General features: G+C 37.8%; 3 protein-coding genes and 2 rRNA genes. All 5 read right to left on the bottom strand.

The window, feature by feature from the left end; all coding sequences use genetic code 11:
• Positions 1-42: 42 nt before the first annotated feature.
• The 5 genes from KI430_RS17350 to KI430_RS17330 all read right to left on the bottom strand — a co-directional run bounded on the left by KI430_RS17350 (position 43) and on the right by KI430_RS17330 (position 22,235).
• Entirely contained in the window at positions 43-7,332 is a 7,290-nt protein-coding gene (locus tag KI430_RS17350) for a T9SS type A sorting domain-containing protein (protein WP_248876135.1), read from the bottom strand.
• Positions 7,333-7,544: 212 nt separating this feature from the next.
• Positions 7,545-13,268, bottom strand: coding sequence for a GEVED domain-containing protein (locus KI430_RS17345; RefSeq protein WP_248876134.1), 5,724 nt, complete (start codon positions 13,266-13,268; stop codon positions 7,545-7,547).
• A 154-nt stretch (positions 13,269-13,422) separates the two neighbouring features.
• Positions 13,423-18,255 carry a glycine-rich protein gene (locus KI430_RS17340; RefSeq protein ID WP_248876133.1) on the bottom strand — a complete coding sequence of 1,611 codons (4,833 nt, stop codon included), beginning with the start codon at positions 18,253-18,255 and terminating at the stop codon, positions 13,423-13,425.
• Between the two features lie 954 nt (positions 18,256-19,209).
• A 5S ribosomal RNA gene (gene rrf, locus KI430_RS17335) occupies positions 19,210-19,317 on the bottom strand.
• A 159-nt stretch (positions 19,318-19,476) separates the two neighbouring features.
• Positions 19,477-22,235: ribosomal RNA gene (locus KI430_RS17330) — 23S ribosomal RNA — on the bottom strand.
• Positions 22,236-22,253: the final 18 nt, after the last annotated feature.

Genomic DNA, 22,253 nt, shown 5'->3' with positions numbered 1-22,253 from the left:
TTATTAACATTAAATAATATTAACAATACTTTTAAGAAATATTTACTTAATTATTTTTTTCGTTCTGATATTTCCAGAATTTTCAGCCTTTATAATATATACTCCTGAAATAAGTACAGAACTGTCGAATTTAACTTCTTTGTCCGAAGAATATCTCGATTGTACCAATTTTCCAGTTACATCATACAGCTCAACCTTACCCAAATTATTGGATGATTTTACAACAAAATTATTTCCGTCTCTATATACCAGGAAATCAGATTTTCCGATACTTTCACTTCCCAAAACCTCTTTATTTTTGTACACGATTTCAAATCTGTTATCATCTATTCCTTGATTTGCATTGAACGAATAATCCTGAATAGTAAGATCTGTATATGTTTCTGTTAGCTTATCTCTCAAATAGATTTTTTGACTACCAGCAAAAATACCCTCTCTATTACCCAAACTTATTTTATAAAGTCCACTCATTGCATGTTTAGTTCCCAATGCAATAACATCTTCGTTATTCAATGGATTATTTCTCGCTTGGATTTGTAACTTTTGAGCGTTAACCTTTGAGTAGAATGAATCATCACCTACTGCTAACAAATCAGCATCATAATCAGCATCATAGTTGTTTGTTGCACCATCCATATGGGCTATCAAAATTGTATTCGCAATATTATAAGGAGAAACTATCTTAACCCAGTAACGATTGATTTCTTCATCAGCATTTTTATTATTGTTGTAGAAATGCCCTGTGTTATTATTGGTTCTGATTGAATTATCAAATTTCACTGTTCCAAGATTAGGTGTAGTTCCTGTTGGAGGCGTCCCTCTCATTTGCACAATGAAACCTTGTGCTACTTTTATAAACTCATTAGGAATTGGATTTCCTTCAGCAGAATCTACACTGGTAGGAGATGTTCCACCGGCAAGCGTAATAGTTGCATAATTGTTACCTGCATAAGATGAACCTGCCTGTGTTCCACTTGCAGAGAAGTTGGTCCAGAACCAAGCCTTACCATAAATTACATCATTATTTTTACTGCCATTTCCTTGATCTAAATTATACAACTTTATGAAGTTAATATTAGATGGATAAGGATTACCAATCAAATTATAACCGTGTTCATAAATTGCACCTCCGGCACCTGTTGTATTCTTAGATTTTTGAATTTGGATGGAATAATCACCATTATGAAGATTTCCATTAAAAGTTAAAGAATCCACTGCAAGTACAGTCCCATAGGTTGATTTACCTCTAATTGCATAACCTTTTGCAGGAACAAATGTTGCATTGGTTGTAGCTTTGAAATTATCTGTTACCTCATTATATTCATAAGTTCTATTATTTGGAGTTCCTGCAGAGAAACCACCACTACTGTTTGCAGCATTCACGTTAGTTGTGTTGAGCAATATCTGATCTTGTAAAGGAGAACTCCAATAAGTATAATCAAGAGTTTTCATTTTTACATTTCTTTTCGCGATAGCTTTATTATTACTGTTTCCGTTAGCAATTTTCGTCTGAGTAAGACTTGCATCACTTTCAATAATTATTTTATTATCAGGTGTTGTAATGTCGCCACTTACAGTAATTCCGTGTCCGGATTTAATTTTCAACAAACCTGTATTTTCTATTGTTAAATTGTGTACTGCAAATTCATCTGAATTAGCTTTCACATAATAAGGCGTTCTGATAATTGCATCTAAAGTTGTATTTGGCCCTGTTGTATTGGTCCAAGCATTATTGTTCCAGATAATAGTATTGGTTGTTGTTACTTTAATTTCATTAGAATTAGATGACTCGCAAGTTGCAGTGATTGCTCTTACCACATAATAATATTCAGTGTTTGCATCAAGCCCTGTAATTGTATGTGAAGTTACGTTACCTACATTTTCGTCCTGAACAATGTATGTATATTTTGTACCTCCATCAAAATCATGAGAACCTAAACCAGAAATATTATCAATATTATATACGTCCCATTCTGTGGTAAGAGTTGTAAAAGCTGATGATCCTGTTCCTGCTGGGTTAACAGTAACTCCATTTAATATGGAAGATTTTCTTCTTAATGTTTTATCTAAAGTGGAATAACCTCCTGCTCCAGTCCACGCTGTTCCTGGGTCATTACCAATCTTTCCAAAAATATCAACATTAGATGCAGTAGAAACCTTATACAAAGCTACAGCATCATTTCCATTGTAATTAATCACAGTTGCAGCAACAGTCGCTATTCCTGTATAAATGGTTGCTAAATTATTCTTATAAACAATCGTAGAGTTGTTTTCTAAATTCCCAGAGAGTGTCAAACTAGTTGGCGTACTACTTCCATTTGCATACAATCTTAACTGGTAATCACTTAAATCAACTGTATTACCTGTACCATTAAATATTTCAATATATCTATTATTGCTTGATCCTTCAACATATTCCGAAATAAATAACTCTGTAGCATTTGGATTGACAACCTTTTTATAAACATCCAGTTCATACCCTACAGCTCCAGCCACTGCATTCCAATTAGCTGTAAATGTACTTGCTGTTATATCCGTAGCTACAGTTGCAGAAACAACTCCTTTCCCTATTACAGAAACATTAACCGAAGTTGCTCCTCCTCCTGATAAAACAATATTGCCATTATAATCTGTACAAGTCAATGTAGGATGAAATCTTACATGTATTGTTTTCTCTGAAAGATTGCCACCAGTATAAGGAACATCGATTGTAGATGAATAAGTTATACCATCTAAAGAATAGCTATACCCTGACAAAGCAGCAATTGAAATATTACCATTTGCAGGACTCAAAGAACTGCCCTTAACTGCAAATGTTTTATCAGAATTAGTATCAAAGCTAACATTACCAAAAGCTAATGTTGTAGGTGTAGCAATAATAGTAGACAATGAAGTAACTGATGTAGTAAAACTATAATTTGCTATTGTTGAGTTTGAGTATCTGTAAACACGGTAATAATAAGTTGTATTAGCATCTAATAATTGAGTAATAGTTTCTATTGCTCCTCCGCCTGTAGCATCAGCACAAGCAATTGACGTACCATTACAAGCACCTGAGCGTAAATCCAAAACAGCATCAAAGCCAGAAATAGCACCTTGAACATCTATTTTATAATAAGCTGCATCTGTAGTCGTAAATTTATACCATACATCTGAAGCCACAGAACCTCCACAAGTAGGAGCTAAACTTTGAGTAGCTCCAACAACTGTCCCTGTAACAGCTGCTGCATTTATAACAATATTATTTGCTCCAGAACAATCGTCATTCGCTAATGCGATTGCATTGTCATTACCGATTACAATTCCGTTCGCTGCGGTATTGGATAGACTAACAGCTGTAGCAGTGGTGTTGTTTGCAACCAGATTTACATTGTAAAAAGTATATGGTGCTCCAGCAACAGTCGTTGCTAAACTTCCTGTTGCTGGTATTGTCATACTATTAGTCTCAGCAGCAACACCCTGCCATTCTGTGTATATATTGGCAGTAACATTATTTGTTGTTGTAACAAACCACTTTGTACTTAATACCCTGGTTACATCAGAAACAGTAGGAGTAATTGATGTACTTACATTCACTGATAAATCTGTAGTTCCTGATAAATTCTTAATAGTAATCGGTGCATATCTTCCTGCTGCAGCCACGCCCATTGGAAATGTCCAATCTTTAGTTCCATCTACACTCTGACGTATTAATTTACCTGTTCCTATGGCTTGGATATAAGAATTAGCATTTGAACTTATTATAGAGGTATTGTTTGGAAGTGTTAAATTATTAGTTCCGAGAACAATACTTTTATTAGTTAAAGTTAAATCTTTATTAACGATAATACTTGCAGCCAAAACAACACTTCCGGTGCTTGTTTTGTTGACAGTAAGATAATCAAAGGTTGTTGCGCTATTGATAGTTTGATCATTACCATCACTTCCACTAAATGTAACAGCTCTGTTGTTCGGTATAAATGTACCAGAACTTGCCCAGCTACCTCCTAAAGATAAATCTCCACCTGCAAAATCTCCTAAAGATAAGCTTCCACTATTAACAATATTTCTGCCAACAGTAAGCGATCCGCTTTTGTTTCCACCATTACCATAATCCATATAAAGTGAGGAACCGCTGTCGATAGTTAAGTCTCTGGCAATTCCTAAAGCTGTGGAGAAAGCACCGGATCCTGTGTTTGGATAATTCAAAGTTGTGTTGGCTGTAACCTGTACATCATATGGATAACCTGCACCGGAAGTCGCATTCCATTCTGCTTTTCTCGCATATATTCCTGCAGTTTTATAAACTAATTTGGAACCTGTTGCATAGATCGGACCATTTGGAGTAACTGAAGATCCATTCCCAACGATATTAAGAACACCATTTACTGTAGAAATATTAGTACCGGAGGATTTTCCGAAATCAACTGTCGCATTGTTATTAATATTAATTATTGCATTAGCTGCAAAAGTCAGACTGCCTGTTCCTGAGTTATTAGAAACTTTTTTATTTGCATTGAAATTAATAACAGCACCCGAAGAAGCCACAATTGTTTTTGCTGCATCTACATAGATATCACCTCCATCATTGTTAAATGTCAAAGTATTAGCATTCAGATTCAGACCACCGGTTCCAGAACCTATAATAGCAAGTGCATTAAGATAGGTTCCATTCAGGTTTAAGCTGGTAAGATTTCCTGCTGAACTGCTTAAAGAAACATTTGTAGCATTGGTTTTCTGTATTTCCACTCTGTCAAAATCCAAAGTTCCTCCTCCTGTTTTTGTAATAGTTTGCGTTGCTGATCCGTTAAATATTACTCTTCTTCCTTTTGGAGAAAAAGTTGCTGCTGTTGCTTGTGTCCAGTTTCCACCAACAGTGATATTACCACCTTCAGCATTACCTAATGACAAACTTCCGTTTAATAATAAATCTTTAGTAACAATCAGCGCCGAATTTCCGTTCGTACCATAATCCAGATAAATAGCAGAACCACTGTCTACTGTGACAATACCTCCTGCCATCGCCACAACTGTACCAGCACCTGTTGCAGTATTTCCATTCGGAAAATTAATGGCTGTATTATTGCTGACCTGCACGTCTTGAGGAAGACCCGCTGTTGTTCCGACTGTTCCTGCGCTAGCCGTCCATTCATTACTTCTACCCGGAGAACCGCCAGAATTATAAATTAATTTGGATGATGTTCCATAAATAGGACTACTATTGGTATTAAGCCAGCTGTAGCCAGAATTCAATCTTAATGTACCGTTAGTACCGACAGTAATATTTCCAAGATTTCTAAATCCTGCTGCTACTTGTAAAATACCAGTCACTGTTCTTGCAACTCCCAAGTTAATGGGACTATTGGAATTGATTGTAACATTGACCGGACCGGATGTTGCCGGCCAATATCTATGAGTTGCATCTATTGATCCGTATTCGGAGCCATTATTATGAGCGAAAATCAAATTACCAGATGATGCATAAACAAAATCGTTAGAACCTCCGCCCCAGCCATTAGCATTGATCTGGAACGTTCCATTAATGGTTGTGGTTCCGTTATTAAGATAAGAATCATTGGTCGCTAACACACCGGAAACTGTAGTTGTAGTTCCGGAATTTCTTGTTTGTGCAGTTGTAGCAGTGATAGTATGCGCTGCTAATATCACCACATTATCATCCGCACCCGGAACAGCGTTAAGATCCCAGCTAGCAGCAGCTTCCCAAGTCCCCGAATTCACAGACGTGAAAGTCGCCTTGCTAATTGTACCTGTTAAACTAATTGTTTTATCTGGCGTTACCGCAGGAGAACTTACAGTGATTGAACCGTTTGCAGCTCCTGTTGTAGAACTTTTTTTAAGCACAACATAAATAGTTGTACTCGCAACTGTTCCGGAAGTTGGTGTTAAAACAATAGGTGTGGAAGAATACCCTGAACCAGAGGTTGTAGAAATTTGATAACCCGTTGGTGGTGTTATTGTGATAGTGTTACTCCCTAAAGTTGCACCAGAAACTGTAAAGCTTTGTTGTGTAGAATCAGATGCTGTTGTTGCATTAAATCCTGTTAACGATGTTGGAGTTACAGTTGTAGAGGCACTAGATACAGTTATATTAACAGTATAATCTACTGCTCTTCCGTAGTTGGATCCCGAAGCTCCACATGCCTGAGAACTTGAAGGCAAATTATCATCACCTGCACGGATACGCATTCTTGTATTACCTAGTACAGCATCCGTTGGAACAACTATACTTATACTTCCCGTACCATTGTTCCCCCAATTAGTGGCTGTAGCAAAAGATTCTCCTGACTCAAATACGCCATTTTGATTAAAATCAATCCAAATGCGGCCATATTGATTAGTATCATTACCAACCGTAACCAAAACAGTATTAGTAGACCCTCTCTGTAAATCAGGGATTGCATTCTGTGCACTTCTTCTGTCATAATAATATGGTGTAGTAATGGGAATAGTTGTATCATTAAGTGTATTTAATTGTACCTTGGTAATTATATCATTTGCACCTCCAGAAGAATAAGTTGGTGTACAATAATCAATATTAACTGTTACAGGACTGGATGTTCCGGAACTACCACTACAAGTAACAATACATTGATACCAAGTTTTTGCACTAACCGTAGCAGTATATGTACTTGCATTTGCCCCTGAAATATTATTATAAGAAACCCCATCAGCAGAACTCTGCCATTGATATGTCACACCAGAACCTGTTGTTGAGTTTTGTAACGAGAGAACGGTAGTATTTCCAGAAACAACCGGATTAACTGAAGCTAAAGTATTTCCTGGCGCAGGTGTTCCAGAGCAGGGTGTTGCGGAATATGATGTCCAACTTATATCATCAATTGTAATTCTTGCACCTGACGTTTTTTGATTAATTACAATACTTGTGATTGTTGCTACATTAATACCAGTCCAAGAAACTGATGTGGTTGTACTTCCTGTAACAGTTTTATTTGTTCCTACAGTTACACCATTAATAACTAGCTCTAAACTACCATTATCTGATGGAGTTACTTTTGCAGCAGCATTAAGCGTCAATGTACCAATACCAGCATTTTTTTGTGCAGTTGTTAAACCAAATGTCAAAGCTCCATTTCTAACAGTTACAGCTGCAGTATTAATACTTTGATCAGTCCTAGCATCACTTGCAGTCCATGATTGCCCATTATCCCCATTCCATGTTCTTGAAGCATAACCTGTTTGTCCTGTTGTAATATTAACAAATGACTCAGTACCTTGCCCCCAAGCATTACTGTAAAGGAATAATATTAATAGTAATAAAAATTGATGGTAAAAAGTTTTTGTGTTTTGTTGATTAAATAAATTTTTCTTCATCGATATATAAGGTTCTATTTTAAAAAAGTAGAAATGAGGGCGCTAAATTAATTAATTTTTATATACTCATATAAAAAAAGTTAATTTATTTTTAATTAATTATCAATTCTAGAAATTAAATACGAATATTCAAATAAGTGTTTGATTTTTTTGACAGATACAAAAACAAGAAAAGGCACTAAAAAGTGCCTTTAATATTAGAAAATAAAATTCTATTTGATGAATTTTTTAGATTTTATATCTCCAGAGTTTTCGATTTTCATGATATAAACTCCGTTTGAAAAGTTACTAACATCAACCTTGGCTTCGGTATGATTTATAATAATTGTTTTAATTAATTTTCCGGATGCATCAAAAATATCAATCTTGCCTAATTTTTTGGATGATTTGATAACCTGACTATTGCCATCTTTATAAACGATAAAATCAGATTTGGAATTAGCTCCAGTATTCAAAACTGCATCTTCCTTATATACAATCTCAAACCTACTTGCATCCGTCCCTTTAACTGCTGTGAATGTATAATTTGTATCAGTACTTAGATTGATATATTTATTTAACAATTTATCTTTTAAATAAACAGTTTGGTTACCCTCAAAAATACCTTCTGGTGTTTGCAGACTGATGACATAACTTCCGTCAGCTGAAAAAACATTCCCCAGAGTTACTACATCTTCATTAGAAAAATTATCCTCTTTACCTTGGATTGCTAATTTTTTAGCGCCTAAAACTGAATAGAAAGAATCAGATCCTACAACAAATAATTCACCATCAAAATCTGTTTCGTAATTATTGGTTGCACCTGGGATATAACCAATCAAAATTGTGTTAACCATATTTTTTGGAGATCTCATTGTTAACCAAAATCTATTTTTCGTTACACCTTTTTGATAGAAAGTCCCGTTATCAGTAATTCTTATTCCATTATTAAAATCTAATGCACCAGCAGTTTTCGCCTGTACAATAAAAGCCTGTCCTACTTTTATATTTCCATTTGGTGTGATACCACTTGGATTTTCAGGATCATAATCTGCCCAATCATAGGCCGGCGGCACACCTCCTGAACCATTGAAGACAGCATAGTTGTTTCCTGTATATCCCGAGCCCATTTGCGTAGCAGTATAATCTATATTAGTCCAGAACCAGGCTGTGTTATAGATTTTGGAACTATTCAAACTGTAAAGCAAATCGAAACTGATATTAGACGGATAAGGATTGCCGACAAGATTATAGCCTTTGTCTGCTCCTGCTGATTTTTGCAAACTGGAGAACTGAAGATTTCCATTGTTTGGGACTCCTGTAAAGCTATAAGTTTTGCCATATCCATCAGGCAAAGAATTTTCTGCTCGGATTGCATAACCTTTCCCCGTTTGGAAAGTAGCATCAGAAGTCACCGTAAATTTATCCGTCGATTCGTTATACTGAAGATAACCGTTTGAAGGTGTATTCGGAGAGAAACCACTCGTTCCTTTGATCGTTTGTCCAGCAACCGGTGAACTCCAATAAACATAATCGATATGTCCGGTTACATTATTCATATCAGAAACCTGTCTCTCAACCTTGATAGTTCCTTCATTAGCTATATTATCCGTCTGAATCAAATTAGCATCGCTTTCTACTACAAAACTATTGACCGTAGAATTCTGATTGGTAATTTTCTTTTTGACTTTAATAGGATAATTTGGTTTTACAAGCATTATTCCTGTAGAACTCACTGTGAGCTCACAAACATCCAAAGCACCATTAGTTTGAGAATTATAACTTCCTGCAATGATTACCTTGCTCCCTAAAACCGGTGTTCCGTTTGACCAGACATTACTTGCCCAAGTATTAGATGCTGGCCTGATTTGTACAGCTTTGGTTGCCGTATAACAAGTCTGTGTATTTTCTCTTACCTGACAATAATATTGATAATTATCCAATCCATTGACATCAGAAATATTCAACGTTGGCGATGTTGCGCCAGAATAAACACCGCCGTTTGAAACAGCAGTCCAACTTCCGGTATTTCCTAACTCGTACCATTGATAAGCCAATCCATTTCCTCCGGCAAAACCTTCCGTTGCAGTAATTGCTAAAGACGTACCGACAACATCACAAGAAAGAGAATAGGTTGGTTGCGTATTGACAACCGGCGGATTTTTAGCCACAGGCGGCTGTGCTACGTCGCTAGAAGATAAACATTGTCCACTGGATAAAACCTGGGATGTCCACTCGTTAGCATCAAAAACAGTTTTTGGAGACAGATATTCATTTTTTCTTCTGAGATAATAGCCGACTGTATTGGGTGCGTGGACATCATCTATAATCGTGGAACCTTTCATTAATCTAAATCCATCATTCGCATTAAATCCTGTAGAACCAAAACTTCCGTTACCTGTAGGCGCATACCCACACACAGAAGAACTCACTCCAATCACTGCAACAGCACCAGATGCAACAGTTCCGGTAAGATTAGCGTAAGTTGTATACGTTCCACCATAATCTCCGGCTCTCTGGATTGAATAAGTACTCAAGTTAACCGTAGCACCTGTTCTGTTATAAAGTGTAACAATACCACCAGAACCTCCGTTCTCATCATAAAGTTCGTAAATAATAATATCAGAAGCCGGCGTTACAGAACCTCCACTTCCGCCAGCACTTTCGCAATCTGTAACTAAATTATCAATCACATCAAAAGCCTGAGTGAAAGAGCATCCACTTGCTAACGTTACCACAAAATTAGCATCAGTTGCACCTGTGGGAATTAATGTTTCGATCTTTCCTGATGATATGAGATCAAATGGTACACTCGCTCCATTATAAGTAACAGCAGCACCAGTCAAATCATTAACTGAAGTTGTAAATGTAACTTTAGTATTGGCAGGCCCACTTACTGGAAATGCCGTAATCGAAGGCGAAGTGGTACAAGTTCCCGTTCCCTGAATTTTAAAGACATAGGGATTTTCATCAGCATCATTATTCGCAATACTTACATTCGCTTCTCTGAGTCCGGCAACAGTTGGATGAAATTTAATTTTAAATGATGTAGTAATTCCATTCACTACAGGTGAAACTGCTTGTTGTGTAACAATAAAATCGGAAGGATTAAGTCCCGTGATATTCACAATTGGTGTTCCTGTAAGATTAAGATTGGCTAAACCTAAATTTTCAATCACAAATTCTTTCTCCACAGAATCGGTTCCTAAATTAGTCGCAGCGAATAGTGTATTATTAAGACCATAAGGCTCATCAAAATTATTTGGAATACTGATATTATTCCCTTTGATATTGATTTCCTGATTTGTTGGTTGAATAATTGTAACTATATAATCTTCTACTTCCCCATCAAATCCCGTTTCACAAGAAGTTGAAGCAGATAAATATTTTGCACTCACTCTCATTTTTATATCACCTAATGCTGCAGTTGTTGGAACTGCAATACTAAGAGGCGAAAGAGATGTCGCTCCATCTGTTACATTAGTCGCTGTTCCCAAATCAAATTCTTCTCCGGAGTCAGCAAAATCGCCATCGTGATTCCAGTCAAACCAAACTTTACTATATACAATATAATCCCCAGCTGTATTAACACGAACCGTTAATGGATAAGTTTCTCCTTTTACAACTGTTGTCGTTGGTGTTGTAAAATTGGTATATCCTACAGTTTTAGTTGCAGCAGTTGTATTTTCAATTGTATTAAATTTTACATATCTGATTCCTGTATTATAATCTGTATTCCCTGAAGAAGCACAGTATGTAATCTCTGGTGTAACGCAGACATTAGTTCCATCGCTCCAAGTTGTTCCTTTTCTTAGCCAAATTTTGAAGCAATATTCTGTTCCATTGGTAAAATTAGTTATTGCTTTACTGAGAGCTGTTCCTTTATACACCACCTGATTGCCGGCATTATTCCAAGAATCATCAGCAATGATACTGCTTCCGTCTCCAGATGGAATATAAGTTACAGCGCCTTGATTGGCTACAATCATAACTTCGTCAAAACAAGTTGCCGTGTTATGTGTCCATTCAAGAGTCACTTGATTATTTGATGGAGTCCCTGTGAAAGTTTTCACATCATCCTGAGCAAGAAGATTCAAAGCTCTCGAACCTGCGGATCCACTTGAAAACCTTCTAACAGAAGCACCATCTTGGTAGGCAAGAATCATGAATGAATAAATACCATTCTCTGTCAATCCGGAAATATCTACAGATGTAGCTGTGCCTTTGTAAAGTAATTTGCCTAACGTTGTGGGTGTTGCATTATTAGTAGCGACAAAAAAATTACTGTTCGCATAACTATAATCTGCTAATGTTGTAGTAGGCGTTCCTGAAGGTGTTGTTGCTCCTGTAACTGCAAAAACCATATAACCTGTTGGAGCAACTCCCGATACAGGGGCAGTCCAAAAAATCGTTCCTCCATCGTCTGTTAAACAAGCGGTTGCACTAGTTACATTATTAAGAGTTCCTGTAAAAGTCGTTGTAAATTCCTGTACGCCTCCATAAGTGTAAGTTGTACCATTATATAAATAAGCCTGAACAGCATAAGTAGTTGCTTCTAACAATGAAGTTGCACCATAAGTTGTATTACCAAGTGTAACTGTCACATTAGTAACACCAGTTCCTCCAACTGTCGGAGTTGGATTAGTAGATTTTATCGAATAAACAAAACCTTGAATTGTAGAAGCAGGACAAGTCCCTTGGGTGATTGATGTAGCTCGTAATGTTGCAGTAGTTTGGGCAAATGTCGTAATTGTATTAGTTGTGATGGCTTGAGCCGTACTTGTGGAATTACCAGTAACAGCTTTATTAACAGCCGTAGCTGCACCACCAGAAACTGCAATATTTCCATTATAAGTTTGATTAGCTGCAGTTGGAGTCAGCGTAACATAAATGGTTTTCGAAGCGAGATCCCCACCAGAATGCGAAAAGCCTGTCACAGAAATACCACCCGATGTTTCAGAGTAAGAATATCCAGCTAATGAACCTAAGCTAATTGTTCCTGCTTTGAGTCCTGTTCCTGAGAGAGTAAACGAAAGCTCCTTAGAAGAGCCATTACAGACTGTTCCAAAAGCTAAAGTCCCTGTATTAACAGTAAGTGTTTCTGTAACTGCTGTGATATTTAAACTATTGGATGTTAAATTTGAAGCAGAAGCAAGTTCACTTCCGTTAATGGTAATACTAAAATTAGTCACATTAGTATCAAAATCTGTATTGTTATAAGCTAATGTGAGCGTTGCTGTTGTTGAAGAATTATATGCAACATTTTGAATAGTTACTCCAGAAGGCGCATTGTTTAAAGTAAAATTTGAAACATTCAATGTTGCGTCTGCAAATGTATCGTTGCCGAGTGTTAATCCAACTGTTGCTCCGTTAAGCGTTGCTTCATTTAGTGTTCCCGAAGCTGTTAAAGTTGGAGTACTAACTACAGGAGCATTAACAACAACATCATCAATATATATAGTTCCAGCCGTTCTGTAAAACTGGAATTCTATATTATTACTTGTATTATTTATAGTAGCAGTATATGTTGTTACACCAGAATTAGTAGGAGCAAAAGGAGAACCTGTAGCTGCCGTCCAACTTCCTCCGTTAATTCTATAATTTACCTGAATACCATTAGTAGTAGCACTACCTCTTGCTTTAAACTGAATTGTACTTATTCCTCCCGTAGCAATAATCGGAGAGGTAATCTGTGCACCAGTTGCACTTCTTAGCTGACAATAGCTGCCGCTAAATCCTGCCACACCTGAGCCATTAATAACATCTGTACCATTCCAATTACCAGAATTCAAAACTATATTTCCAGTTGTATAACTAGAAGGCAAACCTGTTGTAAAATTTTCAGTAAGAACTTGTCCCCAACTATGGAAACTGATTAAAAAAAAGCAAGAAAAAAGAAATGTTTGTAGACCAGAAAAGCCCATCAACTTCCAAGCGGAGAATAGATTTTTTTTCATCGAATTTATGTTTTGCAGGAGACAAATATAAGTTTATTTAAAATATAAAATTCAATTAATCGAATTTTAGCTATTATAAATTTTTAATTACAAAGCTTTAAGATCAACAAAACCATCTACTTGAGATGGTTTGTTAACAATATTTTCTTACTTATTATTTAATAATTTTCTTAGTTTTTAAGTCGCCAGAATTTTCTGCTTTTATAATGTAAACTCCATTAACCAATTTAGAAGCATCAATTTCCAAAGTTGTTTCTTTTGTTTTTACAGAATACACTAATCTTCCAGATGTATCATAAGCTTCAACATTACCTAAAGATTTAGAAGATTTTACAATATAATTACCATTCCATTTATAAACCTCAAATTCGGATTTAGTCATAACATCAGATTCTAATATAGTATCATCTTTATATACTATTTCGAATCGTGTTTCATCCGTTCCTTTACTTGCTATAAAGCTGTAATCTTTTTCTTTGAGGTTTGTTATAATATTCAGTAATTTATCTTTCAGATATACGTTTTGATTCTGTGCAAAAATCCCTTGATTATTTTCCAAACTAAATTTATAAGTGCCGTTTGCAGAATATTTAGCTGATACCGTAACTACATCACTATCAACAAAACTTCCTCTTGCCTGAATCTGAAGTTTATGTGAATCGACTTTAGAATAGAAGGAATCATCACCAACAACGAGAATGTCCGCATCATAATCACCTTCATAATTATTAGTTGCCTCATCCACATGCGCTATTAATATAGTATTAATAACATTTTGAGGAGAAATCAGCTTCAACCAATAACGATTGGTTTGATCTGTATCCTTGTTATTGTAAAATACTCCAGACTCATTTGTTCTTATTGTATTATCAAAACTTATAACCTGGCCTGTTCCAAGATTTTTAGCTTGAACAATGAAACCTTGACCCAGTTTGATATTCTTTGTTGGTGTATACGCCCCAGAAGATGGCGAAGGTGTTACTGTAGTATCACTGTAAGTTGGCGGCGTTCCTCCTGCCAAAGTAATTGTTGCATAATTGTTTCCTAAATAACTTGATCCTTGCTGCGTTGTAACCGGGGTTATATCTGTCCAGAACCACGCTTTTCCATACATGATATTTTTATTATTACCAAGATTATAAAATTTAATAAAATCAATATTGGACGGATAAGGATTTCCAATGAGGTTATAACCATGCTCAACTGTTCCACCTGTGTCCGTATTGGCCGACCTTTGGATATTTGTAGAAAATGATCCGTTATTTGGAGTACCCACAAATTTCAATGTGTTATCTGAAGTCAGTACTGCTGGATCATAACTATCTTTACCTCTAATAGCATATCCTTTAGCATTAATAAATGTGGTTTCGGTAGCAGGAATCGCTTTGAATGTATCATTTGGCTCATTGTAGTAGAAAATTCTGTTATTTGGTGTTCCTACAGAAAAACCATCATTCAAAGTAGTATCATTTAATAGTTTTTGACCTGTTACTGGCGTACTCCAGTAAGTGTAATCCATTTTACGCATTTTTACATCGCGATGTGCTAATATTTTTCCGGAATTCGCAGCATTAGCATTATCTTGTAGCAATACAGCATCACTTTCAATTGTTAAATTATCATTATTGGAATTATTAGTAATATTAATATAATCGATAATTCTAAGTGAATTATTAGCCTTAACTGTAAGTTTAGCTGTATTAGCAATAGTTATTGTTTTTGCTTCAGCCGTTGCATTAATTTCCACCGTTTTACCAGCAGGGATATTGACACATTTTGTAACATCAGGAACTACCGCTGGAAACCAATTAGATCCAGTGCTCCAATCGGTTCCTGTACCTGTATATTGCATTTTACTTCTAACAATAGATGAGGTAACCGCCGTCTTATCACAAGTTCCTAAACTTGCTTTAGCTGTATATGCAGTTGCCGTACCCGGAGCAGCATATACTGTTGAAAGATAATCTGTACCATTATAAGGAATCGTAAGTCCTACATCTGTATATAAACCTATAGAAGGAGACCATGTAACCAGTTTTTTATTACCGTCCAAAACAATATCATCTATATACCAATCAAACAAACCATAGCTTTCTCCCGTATATCTAAATCTTATGTAGAGTTGGTTATTCCCAATATAAGGCGCTAGACTGACATTACTAATTTGTGTTGCTGCAATATCTGCAGTAATTGCTGTTCTGCTCCATACATTAGTCCAAGAATTATTATCAGTTGATACATCAACATAAATCCCCCTTACATAGCTAGAACTTATATCAGCATCAAACATATATTTGAATGATAAATTAAGACTTGTAAAGGCTGAAATATCGATCGGAATATTTTGAGAAGTAGATACATTGTATGGTAAAAACACCCAATTTCCTGTTGTATTAGAACCTGAACTCCAACTCAATCCGGCTTCATAAGCAGTACCTCCAGCATTGTTGGAATTGTAATAAACCCCAATAATATTGGTATTAGTTCCAGCATATGCCCAATTACTACCAACTCCTGCAGAGAAATCCTCACTGTATGCCACAGCATTTCCTATTCCTCCACTCGCATCCAGCTTAACATAATCCATATCACACGCAACCGCAGAAGATGGCGTTTCTGTAATCCATACATTGGTAGGAACTGGATTTACCGTTACCGTCACCGTTTTTGTATTGGTTATACTTCCACTTGTTCCAGTAACTGTATAAGTTGTCGTAGTAGTTGGACTTGCCGTAACTGTAGCGCCAGAAGTAGAACTAAGTCCCGTACTTGGTGACCAGCTATAGGTATACGGAGTAGTACTAGAAGCCGTCAATGTCGTTGAGCCTCCGGCACAAAAACTTGGAGCTGCCGGTGTAACAACAATTGGATCCGGAGAAACATTGACAGCAATATCATCTAAATATAAATAATATTGATTCGCAGCAGAGTAAGCTTGAAAACCAATATAGAAAACACCTGTAGAGCTAGGTACAAAATCTATTATAACAGAATTTGCAGTGGATGCACCTCCAGTAATGTTAGAATAATCTGCTAAAGTATTAGTCATTGCTGCAACAGTATTATTTGTACCATAAGCCACTTTCATCTTTTCTACAAATGCGGAACTATTGTTATTATATTTAAATGTCAATCTGTATGATACCCCAGATGTTAAATTTAGTCCTTTGGTAAAAAACCAGGTATTAGCAGCATTACTTGTATTCCAAGCATATCTTAATACTTGAGAAGAAAAACCATTAGCTGCAGGATTAGCAGCGGTTGCCCAAGAATTCCCAGAACCTGCATTAATAACTGTAGTACAACTTGGAATCGCTGGCGTTGTAACACTATTGAAATCTTCCAGATAAGGAATACCTACACTTGCACAAAGCGTTGTAAAACTTCCGCCATTGGTAGAAGAACTACAACCTCCAACATTAGTATTGACAATTTGATAATAATAAGTTGTACTTGAATTTAATCCCGAAGACAAAACATAAGATGAAGTAACTCCAGGAACCGAGGTCACTAAAGTTGTGTAACCACTATTACTATAGATATTAAGTGTTGAACTGATGGTTCCGGCATTTCCACCTGCAGCAGATGTCCAACTGAAGGTAGCTCCTGTGGAAGTAATTGTTCCAACAGAAAGTGATGTGGGAGCTGCAGCACAAGTTATTTTATTATCTGAAAGAGGTGATGTTGTCAAATAATAAGGTGCACCGTTACAGGCATTATTATATGAATAGATGTAATAATAATATCTTGTATTGCTCGTTAAAGCCGAATCTGTAAATGTCGTTGCATTGGCTGTTGTTGCACTTCCTTGAAGCACATAATAAGAATTGCCACCCAAAGTCACTGTATTGCCCGTAGTATATGAAGTTCCATTTACTGGTGTTGGCGCTGTGGAACTTGTACTTCTTAAAATAAGATAACCGCTAGGTGCTGTTCCAGGAGCAGTAAATGAACCTGCAATAGATGTAGCAGATGTAGTTCCAAAAGTCAAAGCTGTTGGTTGAGCTGCTGGTGTTGTACAAGCGACTGTATTATAAGTAATAGTAATTAAACCATTGCCTCCTTTACCTGCCGTTGCAGAAATGGATCCAGCGCCTCCATTACCAATTCCCGATACATAGCCAGTTTCGGCATTTCCAGGTGCTTGGGTCGCTGCTCCAGCATTACTTGTGGTACCAACAGTATTAGTAGTCGCTGTCAAAGATCCACTGATATAAGATGACCCTCCTCCTCCGGCAGAAGAAAAATTAGTTGTTGATCCACTACTATAACCGCTTCCACCACCATAGTAGCCACCGCCACCGCCACCGCCATAATAAGAATAAGTAGCACTAAAACTGTTACCCGCTGCACCTTGTAAAGCTGCACCTGTATAACCATTTCTGTTATCAGTTCCATTATATTGCCCGCCTGTTCCAGCTGCTGTTATTGTTGCTCCTCTACCGCTCGTATATGCTGTGCTAGCAGCATTACCACCATTTGTTCCCGATGTAGCTCCTCCAGATCCTCCATAAGATGAGTCTCCATAATATCCTCCACCTCCACCTCCAGCAGCAAGAGCCAAAACATTAGCTTGAGAAAGTGTGGCAGAGCTAAAGATACCACTATATCCTCCTCCTGAACCACCATAAGCCCCTCCTGATGCACCGCCTCCTCCGTAACCACCGGCAGAAACTGCACTAGTGCTGAAACTACCTCCTCCCCCAACAACAATAGTAAGTGTCTGTCCAGAAGTGACAGCTAATGTTCCTTTCAAAAATGCTCCGGAACCTCCAGAGCCATCAGACCCTGCTCCACCTGCACCCCAAATCTTGACGCTTACAGTAGTTACGCCAGATGGAACTACAAATGATTGTGCTGAACCTGTATAAGAAAAAGTTTGAGTGACCTGTCCTTTTACTAATGATAGAAAAGTAACAAACAAGATAGAAAAGACAAGCTTTCCTGAAAAAGCGTAGAATGCTTTAACTGAGGTAAATTTTTTCATCATAATCTTTTGTGTTAATTAATTATTACGATGAAGCTAATGTATAACTTATTTTGAATTTTTTTGCGAAAAAAAATACATATTTGAAAAAATATTTAATATAATGTTAAAAAAAAAGATTATTATTTAAAAACAACAAGATAACTAAAATAAAATTTTATCTACTATAAAGAAATAAATATTCATTTTATAATATAAAAAACACCAATAATATGTAACCGAAGCATATAATTAATAAAACATAAAATATTATGTTAAATAGATTATCGGAAAAAAATTCAATATTGGATTAATAAAAAAAAGCCTAAACAAATGAGACAAGTTTTTATTTATTAAGAGGCTTACTAAAGTACAGCTGAAGTAAATTATACTTTGCAATGCCAAGTATATCATCATTTAAGGTTAGCCCGGCCATTGATGAGGGGTAGGCAGCAAAAGTGATGCAGCAATGTATCACGCAGATAAATAACAAGCTTCAACAGAATCCGGCTTACAGCGCTTCTCTTTTCTTTGATTTACTGTATTTCTATCAACTTATTTTTCTAATACATTCCGATAATTCTTAGTTATCATTTTAAATAACATTGATTCTGATTAGGATTGAATGAATAATTGATTGATTTCTTGTTCTTGAGGAAGTAGAGTCATAAACGATATTTATTACATAATACAAAGATTAATTTATATGTTGTAGGTATTTTTATTAACAAAGGAAAAAAACAAGAGTTTTTGGTTTCAGTAAAGACAGTGACTAATAAGTACTAATTTGCATTACTTTAGTATGCTATAGATTGAAACTTCAAAACGAAAAAATCTCATTAAAATACATACAGTCTAGTTTTTAGTATTGAAAATGATTTCAATATATAATTAGAGGTATCCTTGCATCGATTCTTCTTTGAGGTATGGTCATAAAAAAAGCTCATCAAAATAAATTGATGAGCTTTTAAAAAAAACTGGCGGCGACCTACTCTCCCGCTTTCGCAGTACCATCGGCGCTAGAGGGCTTAACTTCTGTGTTCGGAATGGGAACAGGTGAGCCCCTCTGCTAAAACCACCCTAAATATGGTTTAATGTAACAATTTATCTTATGTAACAGTGTAACAATTAAATTGATACATCGTTAAATTATTATATTGTTAAATTATATTTATCGATAAAAACTTTCACAAAGAGAGAACCTTTGTTGCGCAACAAACGCCTGGGTTAGTGTAACCAATAGGCTATAAATCTACGGGTAATTAGTACTACTCGGCTATGACATTACTGTCTTTACACCTGTAGCCTATCAACGTCGTCATCTCCAACGACCCTTAAAAGATGTCTCATCTTGAGGCGAGTTTCGCACTTATATGCTTTCAGTGCTTATCTCTTCCAAACGTAGCTACTCAGCGGTGCACCTGGCGGTACAACTGATACACCAGAGGTTTGTTCAATTCGGTCCTCTCGTACTAGAATCAAGCCCTCTCAAACATCTAACGCCCGCAATAGATAGAGACCGAACTGTCTCACGACGTTCTGAACCCAGCTCGCGTGCCACTTTAATGGGCGAACAGCCCAACCCTTGGGACCTTCTCCAGCCCCAGGATGTGACGAGCCGACATCGAGGTGCCGAACCTCCCCGTCGATATGAGCTCTTGGGGGAGACTAGCCTGTTATCCCCGGAGTACCTTTTATCCTATGAGCGATGGCCCTTCCATACGGAACCACCGGATCACTATGTCCTGCTTTCGCACCTGATCGACTTGTAGGTCTCACAGTCAAGCACCCTTATGCCATTACACTCTACGCACGGTTACCAAGCGTGCTGAGGGTACCTTTGAAAGCCTCCGTTACTCTTTTGGAGGCGACCACCCCAGTCAAACTACCCACCACGCAATGTCCTTCTGAAAGAAGTTAGGCTCCAAGTAAGTAAAGGGTGGTATTTCAACGTTGACTCCACGAACACTAGCGTGCCCGCTTCATAGTCTCCCACCTATCCTACACATTACTTACTCAAAGTCAATACGAAGTTATAGTAAAGGTTCACAGGGTCTTTTCGTCCCATTGCGGGTAATCGGCATCTTCACCGATACTACAATTTCACCGAGCTCGTGGCTGAGACAGTGCCCAGATCGTTACACCATTCGTGCAGGTCGGAACTTACCCGACAAGGAATTTCGCTACCTTAGGACCGTTATAGTTACGGCCGCCGTTTACTGGGGCTTCAGTCAAACGCTTCGCTTACGCTAACGCCCTTCCTTAACCTTCCAGCACCGGGCAGGTGTCAGACCCTATACAGCATCTTTCGATTTAGCAGAGTCCTGTGTTTTTGATAAACAGTCGCCTGGGCCTCTTCACTGCGGCCACCATTGCTGATGGCGTCTCTTCTTCCGAAGTTACGAGACTATTTTGCCTAGTTCCTTAGCCACGACTCACTCGAGCACCTTAGGATTCTCTCCTCGACTACCTGTGTCGGTTTTGGTACGGGTTGCTTCACTTCGGCTTTTCTTGGAAGCGAGTTCACTACAGCAGCTTCGCCCGAAGGCTAGGCCTTGACTATTCCGTCAGTCTCCAGTAGCTACGTCACTCCGTCCCCTTTTTAGTGTGAGCAAGTATGGGAATATTAACCCATTGTCCATCCACTACCCCTTTCGGGTTCGCGTTAGGTCCCGACTAACCCTCAGCTGATTAGCATGGCTGAGGAAACCTTAGTCTTTCGGTGAGGGGGTTTCTCGCCCCCTTTATCGTTACTTATGCCTACATTTTCTTTTCTATCCGCTCCACAATACCTCACGATACTGCTTCGGCGCAAATAGAATGCTCCCCTACCAGATATAATTAATTATAAATCCATAGCTTCGGTAATATGCTTATGCCCGATTATTATCCATGCCGGACCGCTCGACTAGTGAGCTGTTACGCACTCTTTAAATGAATGGCTGCTTCCAAGCCAACATCCTAGCTGTCAATGCAGTCCAACCGCGTTGTTTCAACTTAGCATATATTTAGGGACCTTAGCTGTTGGTCTGGGTTCTTTCCCTCTCGGACACGGACCTTAGCACCCGCGCCCTCACTGCTGAGAAACATTTATTAGCATTCGGAGTTTGTCAGGAATTGGTAGGATTTGACTCCCCCGCATCCAATCAGTAGCTCTACCTCTAATAAACTTGTCTCAACGCTGCACCTAAATGCATTTCGGGGAGTACGAGCTATCTCCCAGTTTGATTGGCCTTTCACCCCTACCCACAAGTCATCCGAAGACTTTTCAACGTCAACCGGTTCGGTCCTCCACTTTGTGTTACCAAAGCTTCAACCTGCCCATGGGTAGATCACAAGGTTTCGCGTCTAATCCTACTAACTATGCGCCCTATTCAGACTCGCTTTCGCTCCGGCTCCGGACCTGAAGTCCTTAACCTCGCTAGTAAAATTAACTCGTAGGCTCATTATGCAAAAGGCACGCCGTCACACCATATAGGTGCTCCGACCGCTTGTAGGCGTACGGTTTCAGGTTCTATTTCACCCTTCTATTCGAAGTGCTTTTCACCTTTCCTTCACAGTACTTGTTCACTATCGGTCTTTCAGGAGTATTTAGCCTTGGAGGATGGTCCCCCCATATTCAGACAGGATTTCACGTGTCCCGCCCTACTCATTTATCATCCAAATATGCCTTTCAAATACGGGGCTATCACCCTCTATGGCTGTTCTTTCCAGAACATTCTTTTAAACATATAAAAACTTTTGGGCTAATCCGCTTTCGCTCGCCACTACTTACGGAATCTCTTCGATTTCTTTTCCTCCGGGTACTTAGATGTTTCAGTTCTCCGGGTTTGCTCCTCGCCTTACGGCGGGTAATACATCTTCAATGTATTGGGTTGCCCCATTCGGACATCTGCGGATCAATTCGTGTGTGCCGATCCCCGCAGCTTTTCGCAGCTTACCACGTCCTTCTTCGCCTCTGAAAGCCTAGGCATCCGCCATACGCCCTTAACGATTTCTTTCCTATTTTTAGGTTACTC

This window comes from Epilithonimonas zeae, from assembly GCF_023278365.1.
GTDB classification, from domain to species: domain Bacteria; phylum Bacteroidota; class Bacteroidia; order Flavobacteriales; family Weeksellaceae; genus Epilithonimonas; species Epilithonimonas zeae_A.
This window is presented reverse-complemented; position numbering and strand designations above follow the sequence as displayed.